This is a genomic window from Citrobacter cronae (genome assembly GCF_016893685.1).
In the GTDB taxonomy this organism is placed as follows: domain Bacteria; phylum Pseudomonadota; class Gammaproteobacteria; order Enterobacterales; family Enterobacteriaceae; genus Citrobacter; species Citrobacter werkmanii.
On the sequence record NZ_CP069763.1, the window covers coordinates 3,515,529 to 3,536,802 of the forward strand.

General features: G+C 51.8%; 21 protein-coding genes. 13 read left to right on the plus strand and 8 right to left on the minus strand.

What is annotated here, in order from left to right; translation table 11 throughout:
- The first annotated feature begins 61 nt into the window (after nucleotides 1–61).
- From fumD to ydhT, 7 genes are all read left to right on the plus strand, one after another.
- Nucleotides 62–271 (plus strand): fumarate hydratase FumD, encoded by a 210-nt coding sequence (gene fumD / locus JSN25_RS15075; RefSeq protein WP_038640291.1) that lies wholly within the window; start codon nucleotides 62–64, stop codon nucleotides 269–271.
- 478 nt (nucleotides 272–749) lie between these two features.
- Nucleotides 750–1,376, plus strand: coding sequence for a ferredoxin-like protein (locus JSN25_RS15080; RefSeq protein ID WP_038640293.1), 627 nt, complete (start codon nucleotides 750–752; stop codon nucleotides 1,374–1,376).
- Between the two features lie 113 nt (nucleotides 1,377–1,489).
- The gene (locus JSN25_RS15085; protein WP_204525733.1) at nucleotides 1,490–3,592 is read left to right on the plus strand and encodes an aldehyde ferredoxin oxidoreductase; all 2,103 of its coding nucleotides are present in this window, start codon (nucleotides 1,490–1,492) and stop codon (nucleotides 3,590–3,592) included.
- 10 nt (nucleotides 3,593–3,602) lie between these two features.
- Nucleotides 3,603–4,268 (plus strand): YdhW family putative oxidoreductase system protein, encoded by a 666-nt coding sequence (locus JSN25_RS15090; RefSeq protein WP_199979827.1) that lies wholly within the window; start codon nucleotides 3,603–3,605, stop codon nucleotides 4,266–4,268.
- Between the two features lie 64 nt (nucleotides 4,269–4,332).
- Nucleotides 4,333–5,001 carry a 4Fe-4S dicluster domain-containing protein gene (locus JSN25_RS15095; protein ID WP_042308731.1) on the plus strand — a complete coding sequence of 223 codons (669 nt, stop codon included), beginning with the start codon at nucleotides 4,333–4,335 and terminating at the stop codon, nucleotides 4,999–5,001.
- Entirely contained in the window at nucleotides 4,998–5,783 is a 786-nt protein-coding gene (phsC, locus tag JSN25_RS15100; protein ID WP_204525078.1) for a thiosulfate reductase cytochrome B subunit, read from the plus strand. The genes JSN25_RS15095 and phsC overlap by 4 nt, the downstream gene beginning before the upstream one ends.
- 3 nt (nucleotides 5,784–5,786) lie before the next feature.
- Nucleotides 5,787–6,599, plus strand: a complete 813-nt coding sequence (ydhT, locus tag JSN25_RS15105) for a protein YdhT (protein WP_121528989.1) — start codon at nucleotides 5,787–5,789, stop codon at nucleotides 6,597–6,599.
- A gap of 9 nt (nucleotides 6,600–6,608) precedes the next feature.
- Here the strand turns inward: ydhT and JSN25_RS15110 are convergent, their stop codons facing one another.
- The 4 genes from JSN25_RS15110 to JSN25_RS15125 are packed head-to-tail and all read right to left on the minus strand — an operon-like array spanning nucleotide 6,609 to nucleotide 9,714.
- On the minus strand, nucleotides 6,609–7,286 hold the full coding sequence (locus JSN25_RS15110; protein ID WP_199966801.1) for an amino acid ABC transporter permease: 678 nt from the start codon (nucleotides 7,284–7,286) through the stop codon (nucleotides 6,609–6,611).
- Nucleotides 7,276–8,061, minus strand: a complete 786-nt coding sequence (locus JSN25_RS15115; protein ID WP_204525079.1) for an amino acid ABC transporter permease — start codon at nucleotides 8,059–8,061, stop codon at nucleotides 7,276–7,278. Before JSN25_RS15115 ends, JSN25_RS15110 begins: the two co-directional genes overlap by 11 nt.
- Nucleotides 8,061–8,879, minus strand: coding sequence for an amino acid ABC transporter ATP-binding protein (locus JSN25_RS15120; RefSeq protein WP_204525080.1), 819 nt, complete (start codon nucleotides 8,877–8,879; stop codon nucleotides 8,061–8,063). The genes JSN25_RS15115 and JSN25_RS15120 overlap by 1 nt, the downstream gene beginning before the upstream one ends.
- 1 nt (nucleotide 8,880) lies before the next feature.
- Nucleotides 8,881–9,714, minus strand: coding sequence for an ABC transporter substrate-binding protein (locus JSN25_RS15125; RefSeq protein WP_085049427.1), 834 nt, complete (start codon nucleotides 9,712–9,714; stop codon nucleotides 8,881–8,883).
- 212 nt (nucleotides 9,715–9,926) lie between these two features.
- On the opposite strand from JSN25_RS15125, the gene JSN25_RS15130 reads away from it, so the two are divergent.
- Nucleotides 9,927–10,820, plus strand: a complete 894-nt coding sequence (locus JSN25_RS15130; RefSeq protein WP_204525081.1) for a LysR family transcriptional regulator — start codon at nucleotides 9,927–9,929, stop codon at nucleotides 10,818–10,820.
- Between the two features lie 52 nt (nucleotides 10,821–10,872).
- Here JSN25_RS15130 and JSN25_RS15135 read toward each other — a convergent pair whose 3' ends face one another.
- Nucleotides 10,873–11,013 carry a hypothetical protein gene (locus JSN25_RS15135; protein ID WP_003832695.1) on the minus strand — a complete coding sequence of 47 codons (141 nt, stop codon included), beginning with the start codon at nucleotides 11,011–11,013 and terminating at the stop codon, nucleotides 10,873–10,875.
- 332 nt (nucleotides 11,014–11,345) lie between these two features.
- Between JSN25_RS15135 and JSN25_RS15140 the strand changes: the two genes are divergently transcribed.
- Nucleotides 11,346–12,827 (plus strand): APC family permease, encoded by a 1,482-nt coding sequence (locus JSN25_RS15140; protein WP_042308718.1) that lies wholly within the window; start codon nucleotides 11,346–11,348, stop codon nucleotides 12,825–12,827.
- 19 nt (nucleotides 12,828–12,846) lie between these two features.
- Here JSN25_RS15140 and JSN25_RS15145 read toward each other — a convergent pair whose 3' ends face one another.
- Nucleotides 12,847–13,545, minus strand: coding sequence for a cache domain-containing protein (locus JSN25_RS15145; RefSeq protein WP_185655762.1), 699 nt, complete (start codon nucleotides 13,543–13,545; stop codon nucleotides 12,847–12,849).
- 24 nt (nucleotides 13,546–13,569) lie between these two features.
- Nucleotides 13,570–14,295, minus strand: coding sequence for a FadR/GntR family transcriptional regulator (locus JSN25_RS15150; protein WP_038640319.1), 726 nt, complete (start codon nucleotides 14,293–14,295; stop codon nucleotides 13,570–13,572).
- Nucleotides 14,296–14,608: 313 nt separating this feature from the next.
- Between JSN25_RS15150 and JSN25_RS15155 the strand changes: the two genes are divergently transcribed.
- The 4 genes from JSN25_RS15155 (at nucleotide 14,609) to JSN25_RS15170 (ending at nucleotide 19,708) form a co-directional block, all read left to right on the plus strand.
- Nucleotides 14,609–16,036, plus strand: coding sequence for a gamma-aminobutyraldehyde dehydrogenase (locus JSN25_RS15155; RefSeq protein ID WP_087856328.1), 1,428 nt, complete (start codon nucleotides 14,609–14,611; stop codon nucleotides 16,034–16,036).
- 11 nt (nucleotides 16,037–16,047) lie between these two features.
- Complete coding sequence (locus JSN25_RS15160; protein ID WP_204525082.1) at nucleotides 16,048–16,521, plus strand: ester cyclase; 474 nt, start codon at nucleotides 16,048–16,050, stop codon at nucleotides 16,519–16,521.
- Between the two features lie 82 nt (nucleotides 16,522–16,603).
- Nucleotides 16,604–18,496, plus strand: coding sequence for a flavin monoamine oxidase family protein (locus tag JSN25_RS15165; protein WP_038640327.1), 1,893 nt, complete (start codon nucleotides 16,604–16,606; stop codon nucleotides 18,494–18,496).
- Nucleotides 18,497–18,499: 3 nt separating this feature from the next.
- Nucleotides 18,500–19,708 carry a c-type cytochrome gene (locus JSN25_RS15170; RefSeq protein WP_204525083.1) on the plus strand — a complete coding sequence of 403 codons (1,209 nt, stop codon included), beginning with the start codon at nucleotides 18,500–18,502 and terminating at the stop codon, nucleotides 19,706–19,708.
- A 43-nt stretch (nucleotides 19,709–19,751) separates the two neighbouring features.
- Here JSN25_RS15170 and pdxR read toward each other — a convergent pair whose 3' ends face one another.
- Nucleotides 19,752–21,227: a MocR-like pyridoxine biosynthesis transcription factor PdxR gene (pdxR, locus tag JSN25_RS15175; RefSeq protein ID WP_204525084.1), complete on the minus strand. Its 1,476-nt coding sequence runs from the start codon at nucleotides 21,225–21,227 to the stop codon at nucleotides 19,752–19,754.
- Between the last annotated feature and the right edge of the window lie 47 nt (nucleotides 21,228–21,274).

Consider the following 21,274-nt stretch of genomic DNA (forward strand, 5'->3'; position numbering starts at 1 on the left):
TTTGTCTAATTAGCCAGAGTGATATATGCTGTTGGTTTGAGTTAATGACGAGCGGGCAAATATGGGAAATCAGACCAAAGACGATGAGTTGTACCGGGAAATGTGCAGAATAGTCGGTAAAGTAGTACTGGAAATGCGCGATCTGGGACAAGAGCCAAAGCATATCGTCATTGCGGGTGTGCTGAGAACCACCCTCGCCAACCAGCGTGTAAAGCGCAGTGAGCTAGAAAAACAGGCCATTGAGACCGTTATTAAAGCATTGGCCGGATAATCCATAAAAAGAGGAGGGCAGTCATTTGCGCCATCCTCTTATTCTCGTCACGTTATTCTATCAATATGTATAATTTAGGACTGCAATTAGAGAAATATACTCCGCTGTATATTTCGTTGTATATCGATTGATATATAAAAATATATTTGAGAGTGGAGTCACAAATATTTGCAAGCCATATGAAATATTATTTCAACTTATCTTAATGATAATAAATCTCACTCCGCATTAATTACTTTTCTTCCGTTTTTTAATTGATGACGATCAAAACGACGGGCGCTTAATAACCACATTATCATTGTGCCTAACCCTAAAGGATTAGATTCATTTAGTTTAACCACCGTCATTTATACGATCAGGTTAGGGCAAATATTCACGTGTTGTTGGCAACATTAATGGCCGAATTGGCCCGATCTGTGCGTAAAAATTAGCCTTGATGTGTTGCCGCTACTGCGTTTGCGAAGAGGATGCGAAATAAATGAACCAGGTTGATCGTCCATTTTTAGATTGTGGCTTAACGCGGCTTGAATTCCTACGTATATCCGGAAAGGGTCTGGCAGGACTGACCATTGCACCCGCGTTGTTATCACTTTTTGGTTGTAAGCAGGAAGATATCGACAGCGGTACCGTTGGGCTTATCAATACGCCGAAAGGGGTGCTGGTAACGCAGCGAGCACGCTGCACTGGTTGTCATCGCTGCGAGATTTCCTGTACCAATTATAACGATGGGGCCGTTGGCACCTTCTTTTCCCGCATCAAAATTCATCGTAATTACTTCTTTGGCGATGATGGCGTCGGGTCCGGTGGCGGACTGTATGGTGATTTAAACTATACCGCGGATACCTGCCGCCAATGCAAAGATCCGCAATGCATGAAGGTCTGCCCGATTGGCGCCATTACCTGGAAGCAGGAAGACGGTTGTATTGCCGTGGACCATAAACGTTGCATTGGCTGTAGCGCTTGTACCACAGCCTGCCCGTGGATGATGGCGACCGTCAACACGGAAACGAAAAAATCCTCAAAATGTGTGTTATGCGGGGAATGCGCCAATGCGTGCCCGACTGGGGCATTAAAAATTATCGAGTGGAAAGATATTACCGTTTGATAGAGGGCAGGCATGCCTGATACGCGTCATTAATTGCCAAAAATAGCGCAGTTTTGAATAAAAAAGCTGCCTGACGGGTATATCTATTAAACCTTCTTGCAAAGGAAAACATGATGGCTAACGGTTGGACAGGTAATATTTTACGGATCAATCTCACCACGGGTAATATCACCCATGAAGATTCCAGTAAATTTAAGAAATTTATCGGTGGGATGGGCTTTGGGTATAAAATTATGTACGACGAAGTCCCGCCAGGCACCATGCCGTTTGATGAAGGGAATAAACTGGTTTTCGCCACCGGGCCATTAACGGGCTCGGGCGCACCCTGTAGCTCCCGCGTCAATATCACCTCCTTGTCAACATTTACCAAAGGTAATTTAGTCGTAGATGCCCACATGGGCGGTTTCTTCGCCGCACAGATGAAATTTGCCGGTTACGACGCCATTATTATCGAAGGTAAGTCCGCGTCGCCTGTCTGGATCAACATCAAAGACGATAAAGTCAGCATCGAAAAAGCCGATTTCCTGTGGGGCAAGGGCACGCGCGCCACAACCGAAGAGATTTGCCGCATTACCAGCCCTGAGACTTGCGTCGCCGCGATTGGCCAGGCGGGGGAAAATCTGGTACCGCTCTCCTGCATGATCAACAGCCGCAACCACAGCGGCGGCGCCGGTACTGGCGCGGTGATGGGCTCGAAAAATCTGAAGGCCATTGCGGTAGAAGGGACCAAAGGTGTCAACATTGCCGACCGCAAAGAGATGAAGCGGCTCAATGACTATATGATGACCGAGCTTATCGGCGCCAACAACAACCACGTTGTGCCGAGCACCCCGCAGGCCTGGGCAGAATACTCTTCGCCAAACTCGCGTTGGACGGCCCGCAAGGGACTGTTCTGGGGAGCGGCGGAAGGCGGGCCAATTGAAACGGGTGAAATCCCGCCGGGCAACCAGAATACCGTTGGTTTCCGTACCTATAAATCCGTGTTCGATCTCGGACCTGCCGCTGAGAAATACACGGTAAAAATGAGCGGCTGCCATTCGTGCCCGATTCGTTGTATGTCACAGCTCAATGTCCCGCGGGTGAAAGATTTTGGCGTACCGAGTACCGGTGGCAACACCTGCGTGGCGAACTTTGTGCACACCACCATTTTCCCCAATGGCCCGAAAGATTTTGACGATAAAGACGATGGGCGCGTGGTGGGAAACCTGATTGGTCTGAACCTGTTCGACGATTATGGCATCTGGTGTAACTACGGGCAGTTGCACCGCGATTTTACTTATTGCTACTCGAAAGGCGTTTTTAAGCGCGTACTGCCGGCGGAAGAGTATGCGGAGATCCGCTGGGATCAGCTGGAAGCGGGCGATCCTAATTTTATTAAGGATTTTTACTATCGACTGGCGCATCGCGTGGGGGAACTCAGCCACCTTGCGGACGGTTCATATGCCATTGCTGAGCGCTGGGATTTGGGCGAAGAGTATTGGGGTTATGCCAAGAACAAACTGTGGTCGCCGTTTGGTTTTCCTGTCCACCATGCTAACGAGGCTTCTGCGCAGGTTGGGGCGATCACCAACTGTATGTTTAACCGTGACTGTATGACGCATACCCATATTAACTTCATCGGTTCCGGTTTGCCGCTGAAATTACAGCGCGAAGTGGCGGGCGAATTGTTTGGTTCACAGGATGCCTACGACGAAACCAAAAACTACACCCCGATCAATGCCGCGAAGATCAAATATGCCAAATGGACGTTGCTGAAAGTCTGTTTGCATAACGCGGTCACGCTATGCAACTGGGTCTGGCCGATGACGGTCTCGCCGCTCAAGAGCCGTAATTATCGCGGAGATTTGGATCTGGAAGCGAAATTTTTCCAGGCGGTTACCGGCGATGAAACCACGCAGGCGAGTCTGGATCTGGCCGCTGAACGTATCTTTACCCTGCATCGTGCCTATACGGTCAAACTGATGCAAACCAAAGATATGCGCAATGAGCACGATCTCATTTGCTCCTGGGTGTTTGATAAAGATCCGAAGCTCCCGGTCTTCACCGAGGGGACCGACAAGATGGACCGGGAGGACATGCGCCTGTCACTGACGATGTTCTATCAGGAAATGGGTTGGGATCCGGAACTGGGCTGTCCTACGCGCGAAACGCTGAATCGACTCGGACTTGAGGATGTGGCAGCCGATCTGGCGGCACAAGATCTGTTGCCAGCGTAAGGAACGCGAGATGACTAACGTGAGCAACGTTCAGGCACCCATTGAGGCGTTTCCTGATGAGGTAGATAGCCAAAAGAGACACTGGCTGCAGACGCTACAGCCGCCTGCTGAACAGGTGAACGCGCCGCAGGTTCAGGAACCTGCCAGCCCGGAGTCGATAGTGGCGGAATTTATCCGCCAACATTCAGCATCGGGTCAGTTGGTGGCTCGCAGTGTCTTCCTGCAGCCACCGTATTCGGTTCCTGAGACTGACCTAACCGTGCTGCTGGATACCCTGTGTCAGGGCGCGAATGGGGCGGATATTACCTGTGTGCACGGCGCTGAAGAGGCATATTTCTTTTCGACGCAAACCATGACGGCAAACTACGCCAGCATGTGTGTGCAGGTGGTGGAGAACGACATCTGTCGCGCGATTGCCGAGGCGGTACGCTTCGACTGTCAAACGTATCCACGCCCCTATAAGGTCGCCATGTTGACGCAACCGCCGTATAGCTTTGGCGATCAGCAGGTTGCAGCGGCGCTCTCGGCAATGGAAACGCACCCGGATTACGCAGATATACGCACTGTGGAATCGTCAAATGCGGAGCCTTATTTGTTCAGCGAACGTTTTATGAGTTATGGCAAAGCGTACGGCCTGTGCGAATGGTTTGAGGTTGAGCAGTATCAGAACCCCTGAATTCTTCAGGTTGATGTCATGGAATGTGTGGACGACCACTGTCACAGCATTAGAGGATAACCCGATGTCCTTCACCCGACGTAAATTTGTCATTGGCATGGGGACGGTGATTTTTTTTACCGGCCCAGGTCAAAGTTTGTTAGCAAGCCCCAGGAGCACTAAAGGCGTTCGTTATGTCATGATTCACGACGAATCACTGTGTAATGGCTGTAATATTTGCGCCCGCGCATGCAGAAAAACCAATCATGTTCCTGACCAGGGCAGCCGTTTGTCGATAGCGCATATTCCGGTTTCGGATAACGACAACGAAACGCTGTATCACTATTTTCGTCAGTCCTGCCAGCATTGTGATGATGCGCCCTGTATTGAGGTCTGTCCAACCGGCGCCTCCTGGCGAGATGAGAACGGCATTGTCCGGGTCGACACGTCTTCGTGTATCGGCTGCAGTTACTGCATAGGCGCGTGCCCTTATCAGGTCCGCTATCTCAATCCGCGCACCAAAGTGGCTGATAAATGCGACTTTTGCGCTGAATCACGTCTGGCGAAAGGTTTTCCACCGATCTGTGTTAACGCCTGCCCGGAACACGCGCTGATTTTTGGTCGTGAAGATAGCCCGGAGATTCAGACCTGGCTGCGGGAAAACAAGTATTACGAGTATCAACTTGCAGGCGCCGGGAAACCCCATCTGTATCGTCGGTTCGGTCAACATTTGATTAAAAAGGAAAATGTATGAACGCGTCGCAGAATGCCGAACAGTTTCACGCCCAGCTTGCGCAATATGTCCCTATGTTTTCTCCTGACTACTGGCCAGTGTGGCTGGTCATCGCCGGATTAATGCTGGTGGGAATGTGGCTGGTGCTGGCGCTACACGCCATGCTGCGCTTTCGTGCCGCGCGTAAAGCGTCTGCAGGGCACGGTGAGAAGATCTACTTATACTCGAAGGCTGTCCGCTTGTGGCACTGGTCGAACGCGCTGTTATTTCTGCTACTTCTGGCCAGTGGACTCGTCAATCACTTCTCGGCCGTTAGCGCGTCGGTGATGAAAAGCCTGCTTACCGTACACGAAGTCTGTGGTTTTTTGCTGCTCGCCTGCTGGATTGGTTTTGTCCTGATCAACCTGATTGGCGGTAACGGACATCACTATATTATTCAGCGGCAGGGTTGGATCGGACGCGCGCAAAGACAAACGCGTTTTTACCTGTTTGGCATTATGCAGGGAGAGTCACATCCATTCCCGGCATCAAAGCGTTCGAAATTCAATCCGCTACAGCAGGCGGCCTATGTTGGCGTGATGTATGGTCTGCTGCCGCTGTTGTTGATATCGGGTCTGTTATCGCTCTATCCGACGGTAGTCGGCGATCTGTTCCCCGGTGTGCGTTACTGGTTGTTACAGGCGCATTTTGCGCTGGCAATAATCAGTTTGTTTTTCATTTTTGGGCATCTTTATCTTTGCACTACGGGCCGCACGCCGGGCGAAACCTTCAAGTGCATGGTGGATGGCTATCACCGGCATTAAGCGATGATGATTACGCGTGATGACTTACGGGCCTGGCGCGTTGGGCCCGTAATGTATCGCTGGTTTCTACGTACTTTTCCCGCCGGGGGAAGTTATGCCGATGTACATCGTGCGCTCCAGCGGGAAGGGTATATCGACTGGGCAAATAGTCTGGTGGAATACGGCTGGTCAAAATGGCGGGAAGAGGAGAGTTTTGTCCGGCAGGATATTCGCGCGATGGGAAATATTTCCCGCGTGAAAACAACGGGGGGGACCAGCAGCCCGCTGGCGAGTGCGGAAGATAATGTCAGCTTTGGCTGTGCGGATGATAACGTTAAAATCGCCAGCGCTGGCTATGCCGCACAAATTGCCAGTGCAGGTTACAGCGTACGTATAGGCAGCGTAGGCTATAACGCGCATATCGGCAGCTCGGGCGATCGCGGGCGAATTGCGGTCGCGGGAAATTCAGCGCGTATCAGTAGCGTGGGTGACGGTACGCGCATCGCCAGTGCTGGCATGCGTGTACGCATCAGTGCACTGGGCGACAGAAATCGGATTGCCTGCAGCGGTGATTTAACCCGGCTAGCCTGTTTCGGAGCGGAATCGAAAATCGCCAATTGCGCAGACAATATCCATATTATTGCCAGCGGAGAGAACGCCGTTGTTGCCAGTACTGGCACTGTCGATTCGATAATACTCGGTCCTGGCGGATGCGCGGCGCTGGCCTATCATGATGGCGAAAGAATGCGTTTTGCGCTTGCCGTTGAAGGTGAAAAAAATATCCGGGCTGGCGTGAAATATCGGCTCAACGAAGACCACCAGTTCGTGGAATGTTGAGCCTTGAGGTCATTTTAGCGCGAATCGTCGCTGGGTGAATTTTTCCAGGCTAAAGCACAGCAGGTAATAGACCAGTCCGGTAAAGATAAAAATGGCCGCCGGATAGATTTGCACCCGGCTATTAACCTGACCGGCAACCGTCGTGAGTTCTGGCACATTGACGATAAACGCCAGCGACGTGTCCTTCAGTAGTCCAATAAAAATCCCGGTCAATGACGGCATAATGTTGCGCAGCACTTGCGGCAATAAAATAAGCCACAGGGCCTGGTACGGGCGAAAACCCTGCACCACTGCCGCTTCATATTGCCCGCCAGGTAAGGCGCTAATTCCTGCATACACCGAGTGCATCACCGAGGCGGCGGTGAACCATGCCAGCGCCAACGTCACGGTAACTGCGCCAGGCAGATCGCTTCCAGTCAGCATGGGGAGCAAATACCACATCCAGAAAATCACAAAGATTAACGGAATGCCGCGAATAAACTCGGCCCAGATAAACAGTCCTTTGCGAATCGCGCCAGGAAAACGCCAGGCGCAGCAGGCAAGAACTATCCCACCGGGAAGTGCCAGCAATGCCGCGCCGATAGCCATCAGCAAAGTAAGCAGAACGCCGCCGGGTTGGCCTTCGGTCACGCGTCCCCACAGAAGATAGTCAAGATTGTCAGTAATGACCGAAATATTAGCGATCATGCGATATGCTCCTGACGCTGAACAGACGGGCTTTTGCCCTGAACGGTTTACCTGACACAGTTTTTGGTCCAAGACGCGTAAGCAGCATACCTGACACGATACCGATGAGCAGATAGAGCACTGTTCCAACGGCAAAGGCTTCCAGTGCATGCGCGTTATAGCTCTCAATTTGCCGCACCTGATAGGTCAACTCTGCAAATCCAATACCGCTGGCAAGCGAGGAGAGCTTCATCAGGTTGAGATATTGCCCAACGATGGGCTGCCATGCGTTCGCCAGTCCCTGGGGAAGGAGAATGTGACGAAAAACCGCCCAGGCGGAAAAGCCCTGGGCAATGGCCGCCTCGCGTTGTCCGGCAGAAACCGCCTGCAAACCAGAGGCAATCTCCTCGACCAAAAAGGCTGAAGTAAAAACACCCAGCCCCCAGGCAGAACAAAGAAACTCCGGCGTTAACCACCAGACGTCACCCGGCAGAACTGACCATGGGTGTTCAGCATTAATAAAGGTAATCACGTCACGGGGTAGCCAATTCCATGCGGCGAAATACCAGAACATCAGTTGCACCAGTAAAGGCGTATTGCGAAAAGCGGAGACCCACACGCCGACCACCGCGGTGGCAATGCGATTGCCTGTCAAACGTAAGCCGAGTAGTAGGAGAGCAAAGAGAGTGGCGAGCGTGACGCCTGCCAGCGTCACCCATAGCGTGGTGAGAAAACCGGAAATTATCCATTGCAGAGGTTGCCCGCTCAGCACCCCCTGCCAGTCCATTAGATGCATTATAACGGTAACTCCTGGTGTAACGGGTCGAGCACTTTTTTCAGGAAACGCTGGGTTCTGGGATGTTGTGGGCGGGTGAAGAAATCCTCCGGCGAGGCGACTTCCAGGATATCGCCGCCATCAATGAATACCACACGATCGGCAATCTCACGAGCGAAGTGCATTTCATGAGTCACGACGATCATCGTGATACCGCTGTGAGCCAGATTTTTCATCACTTGTAACACCTCGCCGATCATTTCTGGATCCAGTGCGGAGGTGGGTTCATCAAACAAAATGATTTGTGGCGATGAAGCCAGCGCGCGGGCAATGGCAACGCGCTGTTGCTGCCCGCCGGATAACTGAGCGGCATAGGCATCGGCTTTCTCGAGCAGTCCCACTTGATCCAGCAATTCGAGTGCCCGGCCTTTTGCTTCCGCTTTGTTCCAGCCGTGAACATATTCCAGCGCCAGCGCAATGTTTTGCAGCGCGGTCAGATGCGAATAGAGATTGAATTGCTGAAATACAAAACCGATACGGCTGTGTAACTGGCGTAATGCAGCGCCGCGCAACTGACTAATCGGTTTATCATCAATGAAAATTTCGCCACCGCTCAGCGACTCAAGCTGGTTGATAAGACGTATAAGAGTGGATTTTCCAGAGCCAGAAGGACCCAAAATGGTCACCACTTCACCAGGTTCAACTGCCAGGCTGACGCCGTTAAGTACGGTATGAGCGTCATACTGTTTAAACACATTGTGCAGATTGACGCTTGCCTGACCCAATTGGGTAGAATCCGCAGCCGAAGCTGCGGAACGATGAAAAAGAGCTGAGAGCATATTACTGGGCTTCTATTTTAAAGGCGCGGGGCTGCGGGTTTTTAGTTTCAGGGCCGAACCACACATCATAAATTTTTGCTGCCTGACCGGTAGACTCCAGCTTCAAAAGTTCATCGTTGACGGCTTTTAACAGCGCGGGTTCGCCTTTTTTTACCCCCACGCCGATCTCTTCTTTACTCAGCAGGTCCGGCAAAATTTTGAAATCTGCTTTATCCGGCGCACCGCTTAACAAGCCCGCCAGGATTGTACTGTCCTGGGTGATGGCCTGCACATTACCGTTGCGTAATGCGGTTAATGCCAGGGGGATATCGTCATAGGCCAGTACGCGCGACTGCGGGAAGCGCTGATGTAACGCCTGCTCACCGGTAGTACCTTTTACCGCGCCGATTCGCGCTTTGCTGTATTCATCGAGCTTGTCCGGGGATTTTGCTGGCACAAGGAACTGCTGGCCGGTGACAAAATAGGGCACGGAGAAATCGATCACTTGTGCACGCTCAGGTGTGATCGTGATATCCGCTACGATTAAATCGGCTTTACCGGATTGTAATAGCGGAATACGGTTGGCCGGATTGGTGGCCACCAGTTCCAGTTTTACCCCCAGGGACTTGGCCAGCGCTTCGGCAAAATCGACGTCATAGCCGACAATCTTATGCGTTTTTGCATCAACTGAACCGAACGGCGGATTGGCGTCGAATGTCGCCACTTTAACGACGCCGGCGGCTTTGATATCGGCCAATTGGTCAGCCTGAGCCTGTGAGACGCTAATGCCAGAGGCCAGCAGCACGCTGAGTGCCAGAAGTGTTTTTTTAGCGCTGTGAATTTTCGTTGCCATCATTGTAAGAAATCCCTGTAGTTTTTGGTTTGTGCTTTTTACGCTCCCATAACTTACGATTCAGACAAAATAAGAAAAAATTCTTATCTATATACAAAATGTTATTAGTGAAAGGGGGGAAAACAGGAGTGATGTGCGCGAACGTTGAGAAACGCTACGTGATTACCCTCATGACCTGTACCATACGTCAATAAAGTTAATGGCTGGGGATAAGCATGCTGCGTGATAATTTTAACGATCTTTATTATCTCATTATCGTCGCCCGCGAGCGGAGTTTTACGCGGGCTGCGGCAAAGCTCGGGGTCTCGCAGTCAGCGTTAAGCCATGCGATACGTGGACTCGAAGAGCGGCTGGATGTCCGACTCCTGACCCGTACCACGCGCAGCGTCGCGCCGACTGAAGCCGGAGAACGGCTCATCAACAGTATCAGTCCGCGTTTTGATGACATTGAAACGGAGCTGCTGGCATTAACCGACATCCGTCAGCGGGTGGCGGGTAACATTCGCCTTACCTTGGGTGAACATGCGTTGCAATCGACAGTCTGGCCCGCGCTGGCGCCTTTTTTGCAGGCTTATCCTGAAGTGAAAGTGGAAATGACCCTCGACAACAGCCTGACGGATATTGTGGCTGGCCGTTATGACGCGGGTATTCGTCTCGGCGAGCAGGTGGCAAAAGATATGGTTGCTGTCAGAATTGGCCCGGACTGGCGCATGGTGGTGGTCGGTTCACCCGCTTATTTTGCCCGCCATGGTAAACCACTCACCCCACACGATCTGCAAAACCATAACTGCATCAACATGCGCATGCCAACGTTGGGCGGGCTGTATGCCTGGGAATTTAGCAAAGGCGGACAAGATTTACGCGTGCGGGTTGAAGGGCAGCTTGTTTTTAACAATCTCCCCCCGCGGATTAGCGCAGCGATTGCCGGGATGGGGCTGGCATTTGTGCCGGAAGACACTGTCGAACAGGCGGTGACTGATGGTGCGCTGGAAAAAGTGCTGGAGGACTGGTGCGAACCCTTCCAGGGCTATTATATGTACTACCCCAGCCGCAGGCAGCACACCGCCGCCTTTGCCAAATTGATTGAGGCTTTACGGTATACGGGCTGAAACGGGAAGGGGTAACAGGCGATAAAAAACCGGCATTGCGCCGGTTCGGAAATCAGATTTTGCAGGCGTCGCCGCAGTCATTATCAGCAATAATTTCCTGCGCTTTCTTATCTGCATCTTCCAGACGTTCAGCATTACGCTCTTGCGCTTCTTCCAGTCCATCAAAGACCAGATTATCGAGATCAATTTCCATCATTCACCTGCTCAGGTTCAGCGTTTAACATCACACTATTATATTGCAAAAATGTTGCTTAACAGCAGCGATTATTGCTACTTAGCCCCAAACTTAAATCAGATGCGCATGTTTTTCCGCCAGCGTAGCCCACGGTTGGCGGCTGCGAAGATCCATTGGTCATAAATACTGCTAAATGCCAGCGCTTTCTACCGTTTTGCTCTCACTTTTTCATTAACGTGACATGCGATCATTTTTAACAACTCTGCGACAAAATCACTATACATATAACTTAATATCTTTTATACATTAATTGTTCAACCCTGCGACTATTCCACAAAAGAGAAAGATATATGGAACAGACACCTGATAAGAAAAACGATAATTTTCAGAAAGATGGCAAAGAACAGTTCAATCGCTCAATCGGTTTAATTTCTAATTTCGCGTTGGGGTTTACCTACCTTTCGCCGCTCACTGCCGTCTATTCGCTGTTTGCGCTGGCCGTAACGCTGGCGGGGCCGCCCGCAGTATGGTGGATTTTAATCGTCGCATGTGGCCAGCTTTTAGTGGCGTTGGTATTTGGCGAGGTCGCTTCCCAGTATCCGATAACCGGTGGACTGTATCCCTGGGCGAGAAGATTATGGGGCAAGAAATATGCCTGGATTGCCGCCTGGATTTACCTGTGGGCGCTGGTGGTCACTATTACGTCAATTGCGGAATATACCTCGACGTTTGTTGAGTCGCTGTTCCACTATGGTCAAACGCCTGCCACCATGTTGCTGACGTCTGTCCTGCTACTGCTGTTGATGATGGCTGTTAACATGTCCGGGACCAAAAACCTGGCCAGAGTCGCCAAAATTGGCTTCTGGTGTGAAATTGTCAGCGTGATTGCGCTGGGAATTTACCTGCTGATCTTTCACCGTTCTCAGCCTTTCTCCGTCATCTTCGACTCGATGGGCGTGCTTGCTCAGGACGGAAGCTACTCCACCGCGTTTATGTCCGCCGCGCTGATGGGGCTGTTTATGTTCTTTGGCTTTGAAGCCTGCGGTAACGTAGCGGAAGAGGTGCAGAACCCGAGCAAAAAGATCCCGGTCGCGATGATTTTAAGCATCGTATTTGGCGCGATTTCCGCCATCATTTCCGTGATGGGTTATCTGCTGGCTTCACCGAATCTGGTCAGTATCGTGAATGGTAAAACGTCCGATCCAATCCCCGCCATTCTCAATGAAGCACTGGGGGAAACCGGCGCAACTATCTTTATCATCGTCGCGATTGTGGCGATGTTGTCGTGCATTTTGTCTCTACAGGCTGCGTTAAGCCGTCTTATTTTTTCGTTCTCTCGCGACAGAATGCTGCCGGGAAGTGAATGGATGTCCAAAATCTCGAAAAACGGCGTTCCGGATAATGCGATGGTCGTCAGTTGTCTGTTGCCGGTGATCATCTGCGTTTGGGTCTATTTCCAGCCAGACAACCTGTCGCGTATTACCGCGTTTGCCGTAATCGGTATTTATATCTCGTTCCAGATGGTCGTACTTGCTGCGTTACGTCAGCGTCTGAAGGGCTGGAAACCGGCCGGGGAGTGGACCATTGGCGGTTGGGGCGTGATTGTAAACGTGCTGGCCTTAGCCTATGGATTATGCGGGATCTGGTTGCTGGCCCAACCAGCAGACAGCAGCGATTTCATTGATCGTTGGACAGTGCTGTTCGGCCTGGCGATTGTCGTTGGATCGGGGCTTATCTATATGTTCCTGACCCGACCGTTTGGGCGCTCTGCGGCGCCGGAAAACGACGCCATTGCTTACGCCAATAAGCTCAATATGGGGCAGGACAACTAAAACAAGGGCCTTCGGGCCCTTAGTTTTGATAGTGATAAAGGATAAAGTAGTCGCTCTGATATACCACGGTGCTGTTGGCGGGCGACAGTAACTCACCCACGCGAAAGCGCGGCCAGCTGGAGAAGATAATCCTGTTTTCCAGATTGGTCAGTATGACATAGTCAGGATGAGCGCAGGAGAGCAGTTCGGCTTCGATTTGGCTGACCAGCAGATCGACGGCGGCGACGCCAAGGAACTGATCGTTGTAGTAGACCGGCACTGCCGAAGTCAGGGTATAAGAGATATTACAGATATAATCGACGTACGGGCCGTGGATATAAGCTTTGCCTGCCGGTGGCGAATGTTTAAACCACTCGAAGGTTCTGAAATCCAGTCGTTGCTGCGTGGCCTGATCCAAATCGAGGTGCGCCTGGCTCAAACCATTATCTTTCTTATACCACCACTCCAAAAGCCAATACTCTTTGGTGGTGGCGGTGCTCTCTATATGGCTGGCAAATCCGGCTCCAGAGCAGTAATGGTTGTCATTGAGCGTACGCTTAATATGCTGTTGAACGGTGGATCGCACCGAGGGATCGAGGACAACCTCGGCCGAAGCTTTTTGTATCCCGGCAATCGCCTCATGGATGCTCCTCGCCAGCGCCACGGTAGAATCTACCGTAGAGGCAGTAATATCATCAATTTTACGGATTAATGCGCTTAAAGATGTCGAAGAGCTCATTGTCTGTCCTGCCTTCACGGATTGTCAGTTCGAGTTATATTTCAGCTTTTTTTCGATAAGGTAATAGGTAAAGGTGTCGATGATCCGCGTGGCAAGCTGTACTGATTCCGCCTCGTTGTGGGCGGCCAGCGCATCGGCCAGCGCTGAATAAAGCGCGATAATTTCGGCATGAATGCTGTCCGTGCGATAGAGGATCGCCACCAGCGATGCCCATTCAGCTTGCACCTGAAGCTCCTGGTTCGCCAGCCGTGCCGAATGTGAACTGGCGGCTATTGCCAGCAGGCATCGCATATCGGCCTGGGTCATCAGCTCAGGTGATTTTGCCTGTCTGAGCACCTCAACAAACTCGCGAAATTTGGCGATATCCGCGCCGGTCATTCGTCTGGAAGCAAGTCTTGCGCTATGGCTAATGATGGCGCAATGCATTTCCCCCAGATCCGAAAGATAATCGGTACTGATCGCTTTGAACGGATGCAGGGGGCTATTTTTGCCATCGATATTTTCGCAAACGAAGCTGCCACCATTACGGCCACGAACAGTATGGATAAGATTATTAGCCCGAAGCGTGTTTAGCGCTTCTCTGATAGTGATATGTGAGACACCCATCATCTTTGCCAAATCAGTTTCGTTGGGAAGCTGTTCTTTCGGCTCCAACAATCCCGTGATAATAGCGTTTGAAAGGCGTTGCACTATCTGGTCTGAACGACTGACCTGCCCGATAGGCGCAAATATGACTGCGTGAGTAATCATAATCTTTTCTGCACTCAATTCCCTGAAACAACGACCCTTTCTAACACATGCCCGCTGGGCAAGGAAGGTAAGAATGGCCGCGTTATTTTACATGCCCATGCGCAAAATCTGCCGCACAGACGGATGTGTGTCCCGATAACCTCTAGAGCTGCGCGCGCCGCGTCAGCTACCAGTGGCAAGCCTTACCCTGAACAATGTAAAAAATAAGTTAAAAATGCGAGGCTTATCATAGTGTCAATGTTGCGTATTTGAAAAGTTTTTACAATATATATATTACATAAGATTCTTTATGTATTAATGGGTGGAGACAGGCATGAAAACCCTGAAGCATTTTATTAATGGGCAATATGTAGCAGGCGGCAGCGAAGAGACCTTCGAACTGGTGAGTCCGGTCGACGGTGAGACGTACGCATTATCTCCTAATGCCAGCGCGGCAGAGGTGGAGCAGGCTTACTCTGCTGCTGAAGCGGCGTTTAGCATCTGGAGAAAATCGACACCGGCCCAGCGACAAATAGCGTTATTGCGCCTGGCGGACGAAATAGAACGCAACGTGGAGCGACTGGTCAATGCCCAGAGCCAGGAGACGGGCCAGCTTCGCCATTTTATTGAGAAGGAAGAGATCGCGGCATCCTGCGATGCCATCCGTTTTTTTGCCGGGGCTGCGCGTTGTCTTGAAGGCAAGGCAGCAGGCGAATATTCCGCTGGATTTACCTCGACTATTCGCCGGGAACCGCTGGGTATTGTCGGGCAAGTTACGCCGTGGAATTACCCATTTATGATGGCGGTATGGAAGATTGCGCCGGCACTGGCGGCGGGTAACACGGTAGTGTTAAAGCCAAGCGACACCACGCCGGTCAGTACGCTGCTGTTGGCGGAACTGGCGGCACCCTTGTTCCCGAGAGGGGCGTTTAACGTGGTTTTAGGCAAAGCCAGTACCGGTTCTCTGGTGGTCTCAAACCCGAAAGCCTCACTGGTTTCGATTACCGGTTCGGTCCGCGCAGGTCTGCAGGTTGCGGCCTCGGCAGCGGCGAACCTGACCCGGGCGCATCTGGAATTGGGCGGGAAGGCGCCCGCGGTGGTATTTGCTGATGCGGATATGGACAAGGCGGTTGCGGCGATTGTCACGGCTGGCTTTTTCAATGCCGGGCAGGACTGCACGGCGGCCACGCGTATTCTGGTCGAACAGTCCATCTACGCTGAATTCCTGGAAAAACTGGTACAAAAAACAAAGAGTATTAAATTTGGGCCGCCAGAAGACCAGGATGCGCTGTATGGCGCATTGAATAGCCGGAATCAACTGGAACAAGTGAAAGGCTTTATTGAGCGTTTACCGGCGCATGCAAAAATTGAGACCGGCGGGCGCGCCGGATCTGGCCCTGGCTTCTATTTTGAGCCGACGATCGTCTCTGGTCTGCAACAGCACGATGAAGCTATCCAGCATGAAGTATTTGGTCCAGTAATGACTATTCAGTCGTTTTCTGGCGATGAAGACGCATTACTTAAGGCCAATGACGTGGAATATGGGCTGGCGGCGAGCGTCTGGACCAGCAATCACAGCCGCGCGCAGCGCTTTTGCATTGACCTCGATTTTGGCACGGTATGGATTAACAGCCATATTCCCCTGTGCGCCGAAATGCCGCATGGCGGCTTCAAAAAATCAGGTTATGGCAAAGATCTCTCATCTTATTCACTCGAGGAATACACACGGGTGAAACATATCATGTGCGACATTTCTGAATAGAGAGGGTAGTGATGAAAACATTAAAAGTGGCGGTGCTTTCATTGGTGATGCTCTCGGGCTATAGCCTGGCAGAAAGTCCCTCGCTGAATACCGTGAACGAGTATATGGCGGCGTGGAATGCGCATGATGCTTCGCGAGCGGCTCAATATCTTGCAGATGATGCAGTCTATTATGATGCCGCCGCGGGAGAACCGATTACCAGCAGGGAAAAAGCAGAAAAAGAAGTTATTGGGGCCTTTATTAAGGCGGTCCCGGATCTGACCTGGAAAATGATCGGTAAACCCGTTTATGACGAGGATACCGTGGCTTTTCGTTGGCAGTTCTCAGGAAAAAATAGTGGTGAATGGGCAGGGAGCCCACCGACAAATAATCTGATAAGATTTGAAGGTGTTAGCTATATTCATGTTAAAGCAGGAAAAATCACCTGGCAGGGTGATTATTATGATTCTAAAAAACTGGATGAAGAATTAAAGCCAGTGAAATAGATAGCGTTCCCCTTTTTGCTGAGGAGGGGATGCCTCTTATTTGTGTCGTGTTAAGGGCAGTGTAGCAATAAGGAAAAAAGTAATGGCAATTACCAGACGTGATTTTCTCAACGGCGTCGCGGTGACCGTTGCGGCGGGGCTTACCCCGCTGGAATGGGTCAGGGCGGCAGGGAAGGAAAACGCATTTATAGATGGAAGTTATTATCCGCCTGCGCTGACGGGGCTGCGGGGCAATCATCCGGGATCGTTTGAAATGGCGCATGCCGTGGGCCGTGAGCATAAACATTTTGATTTAAACGCTTTGCCTATTGAGGAAGAGTACGATCTGGTGATTGTGGGCGGCGGTATTAGCGGCCTGGCTGCCGGTTGTTTCTGGCGTCAACTTGCCGGACAAAATAGCCGGATTCTGATCCTCGATAATCATGACGATTTTGGGGGGCATGCCAAACGGAACGAGTTTACCAGCTCGGGCAAGAAACTACTCGGCTATGGCGGCAGCGAAGCATTCCAGTCGCCTGCGCATAATTTCAGTCCGGAAGTGCAAAAGCTGATGGAAACCGTGGGCGTCAGCGTCACGCGGTTGAAAGAGAGTTTTGACGTAAACTTCTATCCCGACTGGCAGCTCAGTCGCGGCGTTTTCTTCGATAAAAAGAATTTTGGCGAAACAAAAATCGTCAGCGGCGATCCGGGACGGGCGGTATCTGATGATATTCCGCCGGACAGACTGAATGGACGCAAGATCGAAGACTTTATCAATGATTTTCCGCTAAGCGAGAACGACAGAAAAGCGTTAATCGATCTGCATGTACGTCCTGCGGACTACCTTCCGGGTATGACGATTGATGAGAAAACTGAATGGCTGGATACTCACAGCTACAGTGAGTTTCTGGCGACAAAAGTCGGTTTGAGCAAAATGGCGCTGCTCTATTTTCAGCAGCGTTCTAACGACTTCTTTGCCATTGGCATTGAAGGGATTTCCTGTAGCGATGCCCGGGCGTGCGCCTTACCGGGTATGGAAGCGCTGGGATTACCCCCGCTGGACGGAGAGTCGCTGGCCGACCTCGAAGAGCCGTATGTTTACCATTTTCCGGATGGAAATGCCGGTCTGGCCCGACTGCTGGTCAGGTATATGCTACCGGATGCGCTACCGGGCACCACCATGGAGGACTCGGTCCTCGCCAGACTGCATTATGAAAAACTGGATCTGCCGGAAAACACCACGCGTCTGCGCCTCAACAGCACGGTGATTAACGCCGCCAACGTACCGGATGGCGTTGTTGTCAGCTATCTGCGCGACGGAAAAATGCATCGCGTTCGTGGTAAGAACACTATTATGGCGGGTTATAACATGCTGATTCCGTATCTGGTGCCAGAGATGCCGGAACAGCAGCAGGCGGATCTCAAACTGAACGTGAAAGCGCCGCTGGTATACACCAACGTGGTGGTTAAAAACTGGCAGGCATTTAAACAGCTTGGCGTGCATGAATTTTACTCTCCGGCAGCACCTTACAGCCGGGTTAAGCTCGACTATCCGGTCAGTATCGGCGGGTATCAACACCCAGCCTCACCAGACGATCCGATGGTGATTCATATGGTCTACGTGCCCACGTATCCTGGCAGTAACCTCTCGGCCAGAGAGCAGTTCCGTCTGGGGCGGGCCTATTTGCTGGGAACGACATTTGCGGCGCATGAAGAGATGATTCGCGCCCAGTTGCAGGAGATGTTTGGCGCAACAGGCTTTGATAATCAACGCGATATTGCCGCCATTACGGTTAACCGCTGGGCGCATGGCTATGCCTATTACCCTAACTCGTTGTTCGACGACATGGACAAAATGCCCGAGATTATCGAGCGGGCGCGCAAGCCAGTTGGTCGTATTGCCATTGCTAATTCCGATTCTGACTGGGGGGCATATGCTCATACGGCGATCGATCAGGCATGGCGAGCGGTTAATGAACTCAAGGAGATGGGGTGATCTATGCGTAATGTAACCGTTCTTGCCGCCTGTTTATTTACCGCCACGGTTTCTGCGGCTGAAACTCATGGCGAATACATCGCGAGGATTTCTGACTGCGTAGCCTGTCACACGACGGAAGGTGGCGCGGCGATGGCAGGGGGTAAAAAGTTTCCCACTCCGCTTGGAGATATTTATTCGACCAATATTACGCCAGATAAGACGCAGGGGATTGGTAGCTACGCATACGAGGATTTTGAAAAGGCGGTACGTCAGGGGATTGCCAAAGATGGTCATCCGCTCTATCCGGCCATGCCTTATCCCTCTTACGCGAAGCTTTCTGACGAGGATGTTCAGGCGCTGTACCGCTATTTTATGCATGACGTCACGCCGTCGGCACAACCCAACAAAGAGAATGCCATTCCGTGGCTACTCTCCGCCCGCTGGCCGCTGCATATCTGGAACTGGTTGTTTACCGACGCGCCAGAGACGGCTGTTACGGGCGCGAAAACGGATGAAAACGCGGTCCTGCTAAAACGAGGCGCTTATCTGGTGGAAGGCCCGGGCCACTGCGGTTCATGCCATACACCGAGAGGTGTGGCGATGAACGAAAAAGCGTACACCAATGCGGATCCCGAGTATCTGAGCGGCGCGATGATCGACGGCTGGTATGCGCCGTCGCTGCGGGGCACCGGAATGTCGGAGTCGGAGTTAAAATCGCTGTTGCTGACCGGTAAAAGTAAACATGCCGCGGTTTCTGGTTCGATGGCTGAAGTCGTTACGCAAAGTACACAGTATCTGACGGACGAAGATGCCACGGCGATCGCACAATATCTGCTGAGCCTGAAAAGTACGAAGCCTGAAGCGGGGCGTACCGCAGCGACTACGACATCCTGGTCGAATTCAGCCGAGGCGGGCAAAGTGACCTATAACCGCTACTGCTCAACGTGTCACGGTCTGGAAGGCAAAGGTACGGATGATAATGCACCTTCGTTGATCCGCAATCCGCTGGTGATGGTGGATGACCCGACGCCACTGTACAGAGTGATTGCCTATGGCGCAGAAACCCCGACAACGCAGGGCAGCGTCTCCTTTAAGATGCCAGCCTACGGCGGCATGTTAACCGACAGCGAAATGCGTGACGTAATTAACTACGTGCGTAAAAGTTGGGGGGAAGGGAATGGTGAAGTAAGCCAGGAGGATTTGGCTGGCGTTAAAAAAGCGGCACATTAAACAGCATGCCGGATARGGTGCGAGCACCGCTATCCGGCAGTGCTTATACGGCGTTTTCCCTGATAATCGTCGCGAGTCGGGTAAACGCCGCCGCCATTTCATGTTCTTCAATACTGGCAAACCCCAACAGCAGGCCGCTGCATTTCTCTTCATTCACGTAGTAACGAGACAGCGGACGCACCAGCAGATCTTGCGCATTCGCTTGCCGGGCTATGGCGACGTCATCACTTCCGGCGGGTAGCTGTAAAATCATATGCAGCCCGGCGTTGCTGTTGAATGAGCCAAGATATTGCTCACCAAGTTGGCGGGTAATAAGTTCCACCAGCATCTGGCGACGACGACTGTACAGCTGGCGCATTTTTCGAATATGCGCCGCGTAGTATCCCTCGCGGATAAACTCCGCCAGCGCGGCCTGAATCAATAAATGTCCGCCGCGATAGAGGTCGTTATGAACCTTTTTTAGCGGCGCGGCTAGCGGTTTGGGCAGTACCACATACCCGAGTCGCAGTGCGGGATAAAGGGTCTTGCTGAATGTTCCGATGTAGATAACTGGCGTCTCTTCCTCCAGTCCCTGTAATGACGGAATAGGCTGCCCGGAAAAGCGAAACTCGCTATCGTAATCATCTTCTATTATCCAGCTTCGCGTTTCACGGGCGCGCAAGAGAAGCTGTTGCCGACGGCTCAGACTCATTACCGAACCGAGCGGATACTGATGTGACGGTGTCACAAAAATCAGCTTCGGTGCGGGTTCTGTTGGGCCTGGCGGAATCATACCTTGCTCATCAACCGGGATTGCCGAAAAGTTTACCGCGTTGATGCGTAGAATGTTTTTTATCCCCCAATAGCCTGGCTCTTCAATCCAGGCACTGTCACCCGGATTGCACAACGCACGCGTTACCAGATCCAACGCCTGGTGAATACCTTCAGTAATCAGAATTTGATCAGGCGAACAACGTACACCCCGGGCGGTGCGCAGATAGTCTGCCAGCGCTTCTTTCAATTCACTCACCCCGCCTGCGGCATCGTAAGTGAGAAACGCCGGGCGCAGTCGCCTTGCCAGCCGATCCTGGATTTTTTTGAGCACCCGGTGAGGAAAATGCTGAACATCAGGCACGCCAGGAATAAAGGCTCCCCATTGCCGGGGACTGGCGCTGGCATGCCCCAGCAGTTCAAGGCAGCGGGCAGATAAGCGGGTGTGATCCTCAAGCGCAACAGCCACTGGCTCTTTGTTGGGGCGGAGGTCGAGATTGTCGAGCACGCTGTCGCTAACGAAGGTGCCGCTGCTGGTGCGCGCAGAGATATAGCCTTCGGCCTGCAACTGCTCGTAAACCCGCAAGACGGTATTTCGCGATAACGTCAGTTCGCCCGCCAGATCCCGCGAGGGAGGCATGCGGGTAGCCGGTTTCAGGCTGCCCTCAAGGATGCAACTACAGATGGCGGCATACAGGCGACGATGTAATTTTTCATCTGTCTGCTGGCTAAATGCTTGCTTGATCACATCTCCGGCAAGTGAACGCATTTGGATCCTTAAAATAAAACGATTTGGCTCTCGATTAAAGTACCAGA

Bases quoted from the DNA above. Each gene is read 5' to 3' on its own strand.
- fumD (WP_038640291.1), top strand. From the start codon at position 62: ATGGGAAATCAGACCAAAGACGATGAGTTGTACCGGGAAATGTGCAGA.
- JSN25_RS15080 (WP_038640293.1), top strand. From the start codon at position 750: ATGAACCAGGTTGATCGTCCATTTTTAGATTGTGGCTTAACGCGGCTT.
- JSN25_RS15085 (WP_204525733.1), top strand. From the start codon at position 1,490: ATGGCTAACGGTTGGACAGGTAATATTTTACGGATCAATCTCACCACG.
- JSN25_RS15090 (WP_199979827.1), top strand. From the start codon at position 3,603: ATGACTAACGTGAGCAACGTTCAGGCACCCATTGAGGCGTTTCCTGAT.
- JSN25_RS15095 (WP_042308731.1), top strand. From the start codon at position 4,333: ATGTCCTTCACCCGACGTAAATTTGTCATTGGCATGGGGACGGTGATT.
- phsC (WP_204525078.1), top strand. From the start codon at position 4,998: ATGAACGCGTCGCAGAATGCCGAACAGTTTCACGCCCAGCTTGCGCAA.
- ydhT (WP_121528989.1), top strand. From the start codon at position 5,787: ATGATGATTACGCGTGATGACTTACGGGCCTGGCGCGTTGGGCCCGTA.
- JSN25_RS15110 (WP_199966801.1), bottom strand. From the start codon at position 7,286: ATGATCGCTAATATTTCGGTCATTACTGACAATCTTGACTATCTTCTG.
- JSN25_RS15115 (WP_204525079.1), bottom strand. From the start codon at position 8,061: ATGCATCTAATGGACTGGCAGGGGGTGCTGAGCGGGCAACCTCTGCAA.
- JSN25_RS15120 (WP_204525080.1), bottom strand. From the start codon at position 8,879: ATGCTCTCAGCTCTTTTTCATCGTTCCGCAGCTTCGGCTGCGGATTCT.
- JSN25_RS15125 (WP_085049427.1), bottom strand. From the start codon at position 9,714: ATGATGGCAACGAAAATTCACAGCGCTAAAAAAACACTTCTGGCACTC.
- JSN25_RS15130 (WP_204525081.1), top strand. From the start codon at position 9,927: ATGCTGCGTGATAATTTTAACGATCTTTATTATCTCATTATCGTCGCC.
- JSN25_RS15135 (WP_003832695.1), bottom strand. From the start codon at position 11,013: ATGGAAATTGATCTCGATAATCTGGTCTTTGATGGACTGGAAGAAGCG.
- JSN25_RS15140 (WP_042308718.1), top strand. From the start codon at position 11,346: ATGGAACAGACACCTGATAAGAAAAACGATAATTTTCAGAAAGATGGC.
- JSN25_RS15145 (WP_185655762.1), bottom strand. From the start codon at position 13,545: ATGAGCTCTTCGACATCTTTAAGCGCATTAATCCGTAAAATTGATGAT.
- JSN25_RS15150 (WP_038640319.1), bottom strand. From the start codon at position 14,295: ATGATTACTCACGCAGTCATATTTGCGCCTATCGGGCAGGTCAGTCGT.
- JSN25_RS15155 (WP_087856328.1), top strand. From the start codon at position 14,609: ATGAAAACCCTGAAGCATTTTATTAATGGGCAATATGTAGCAGGCGGC.
- JSN25_RS15160 (WP_204525082.1), top strand. From the start codon at position 16,048: ATGAAAACATTAAAAGTGGCGGTGCTTTCATTGGTGATGCTCTCGGGC.
- JSN25_RS15165 (WP_038640327.1), top strand. From the start codon at position 16,604: ATGGCAATTACCAGACGTGATTTTCTCAACGGCGTCGCGGTGACCGTT.
- JSN25_RS15170 (WP_204525083.1), top strand. From the start codon at position 18,500: ATGCGTAATGTAACCGTTCTTGCCGCCTGTTTATTTACCGCCACGGTT.
- pdxR (WP_204525084.1), bottom strand. From the start codon at position 21,227: ATGCGTTCACTTGCCGGAGATGTGATCAAGCAAGCATTTAGCCAGCAG.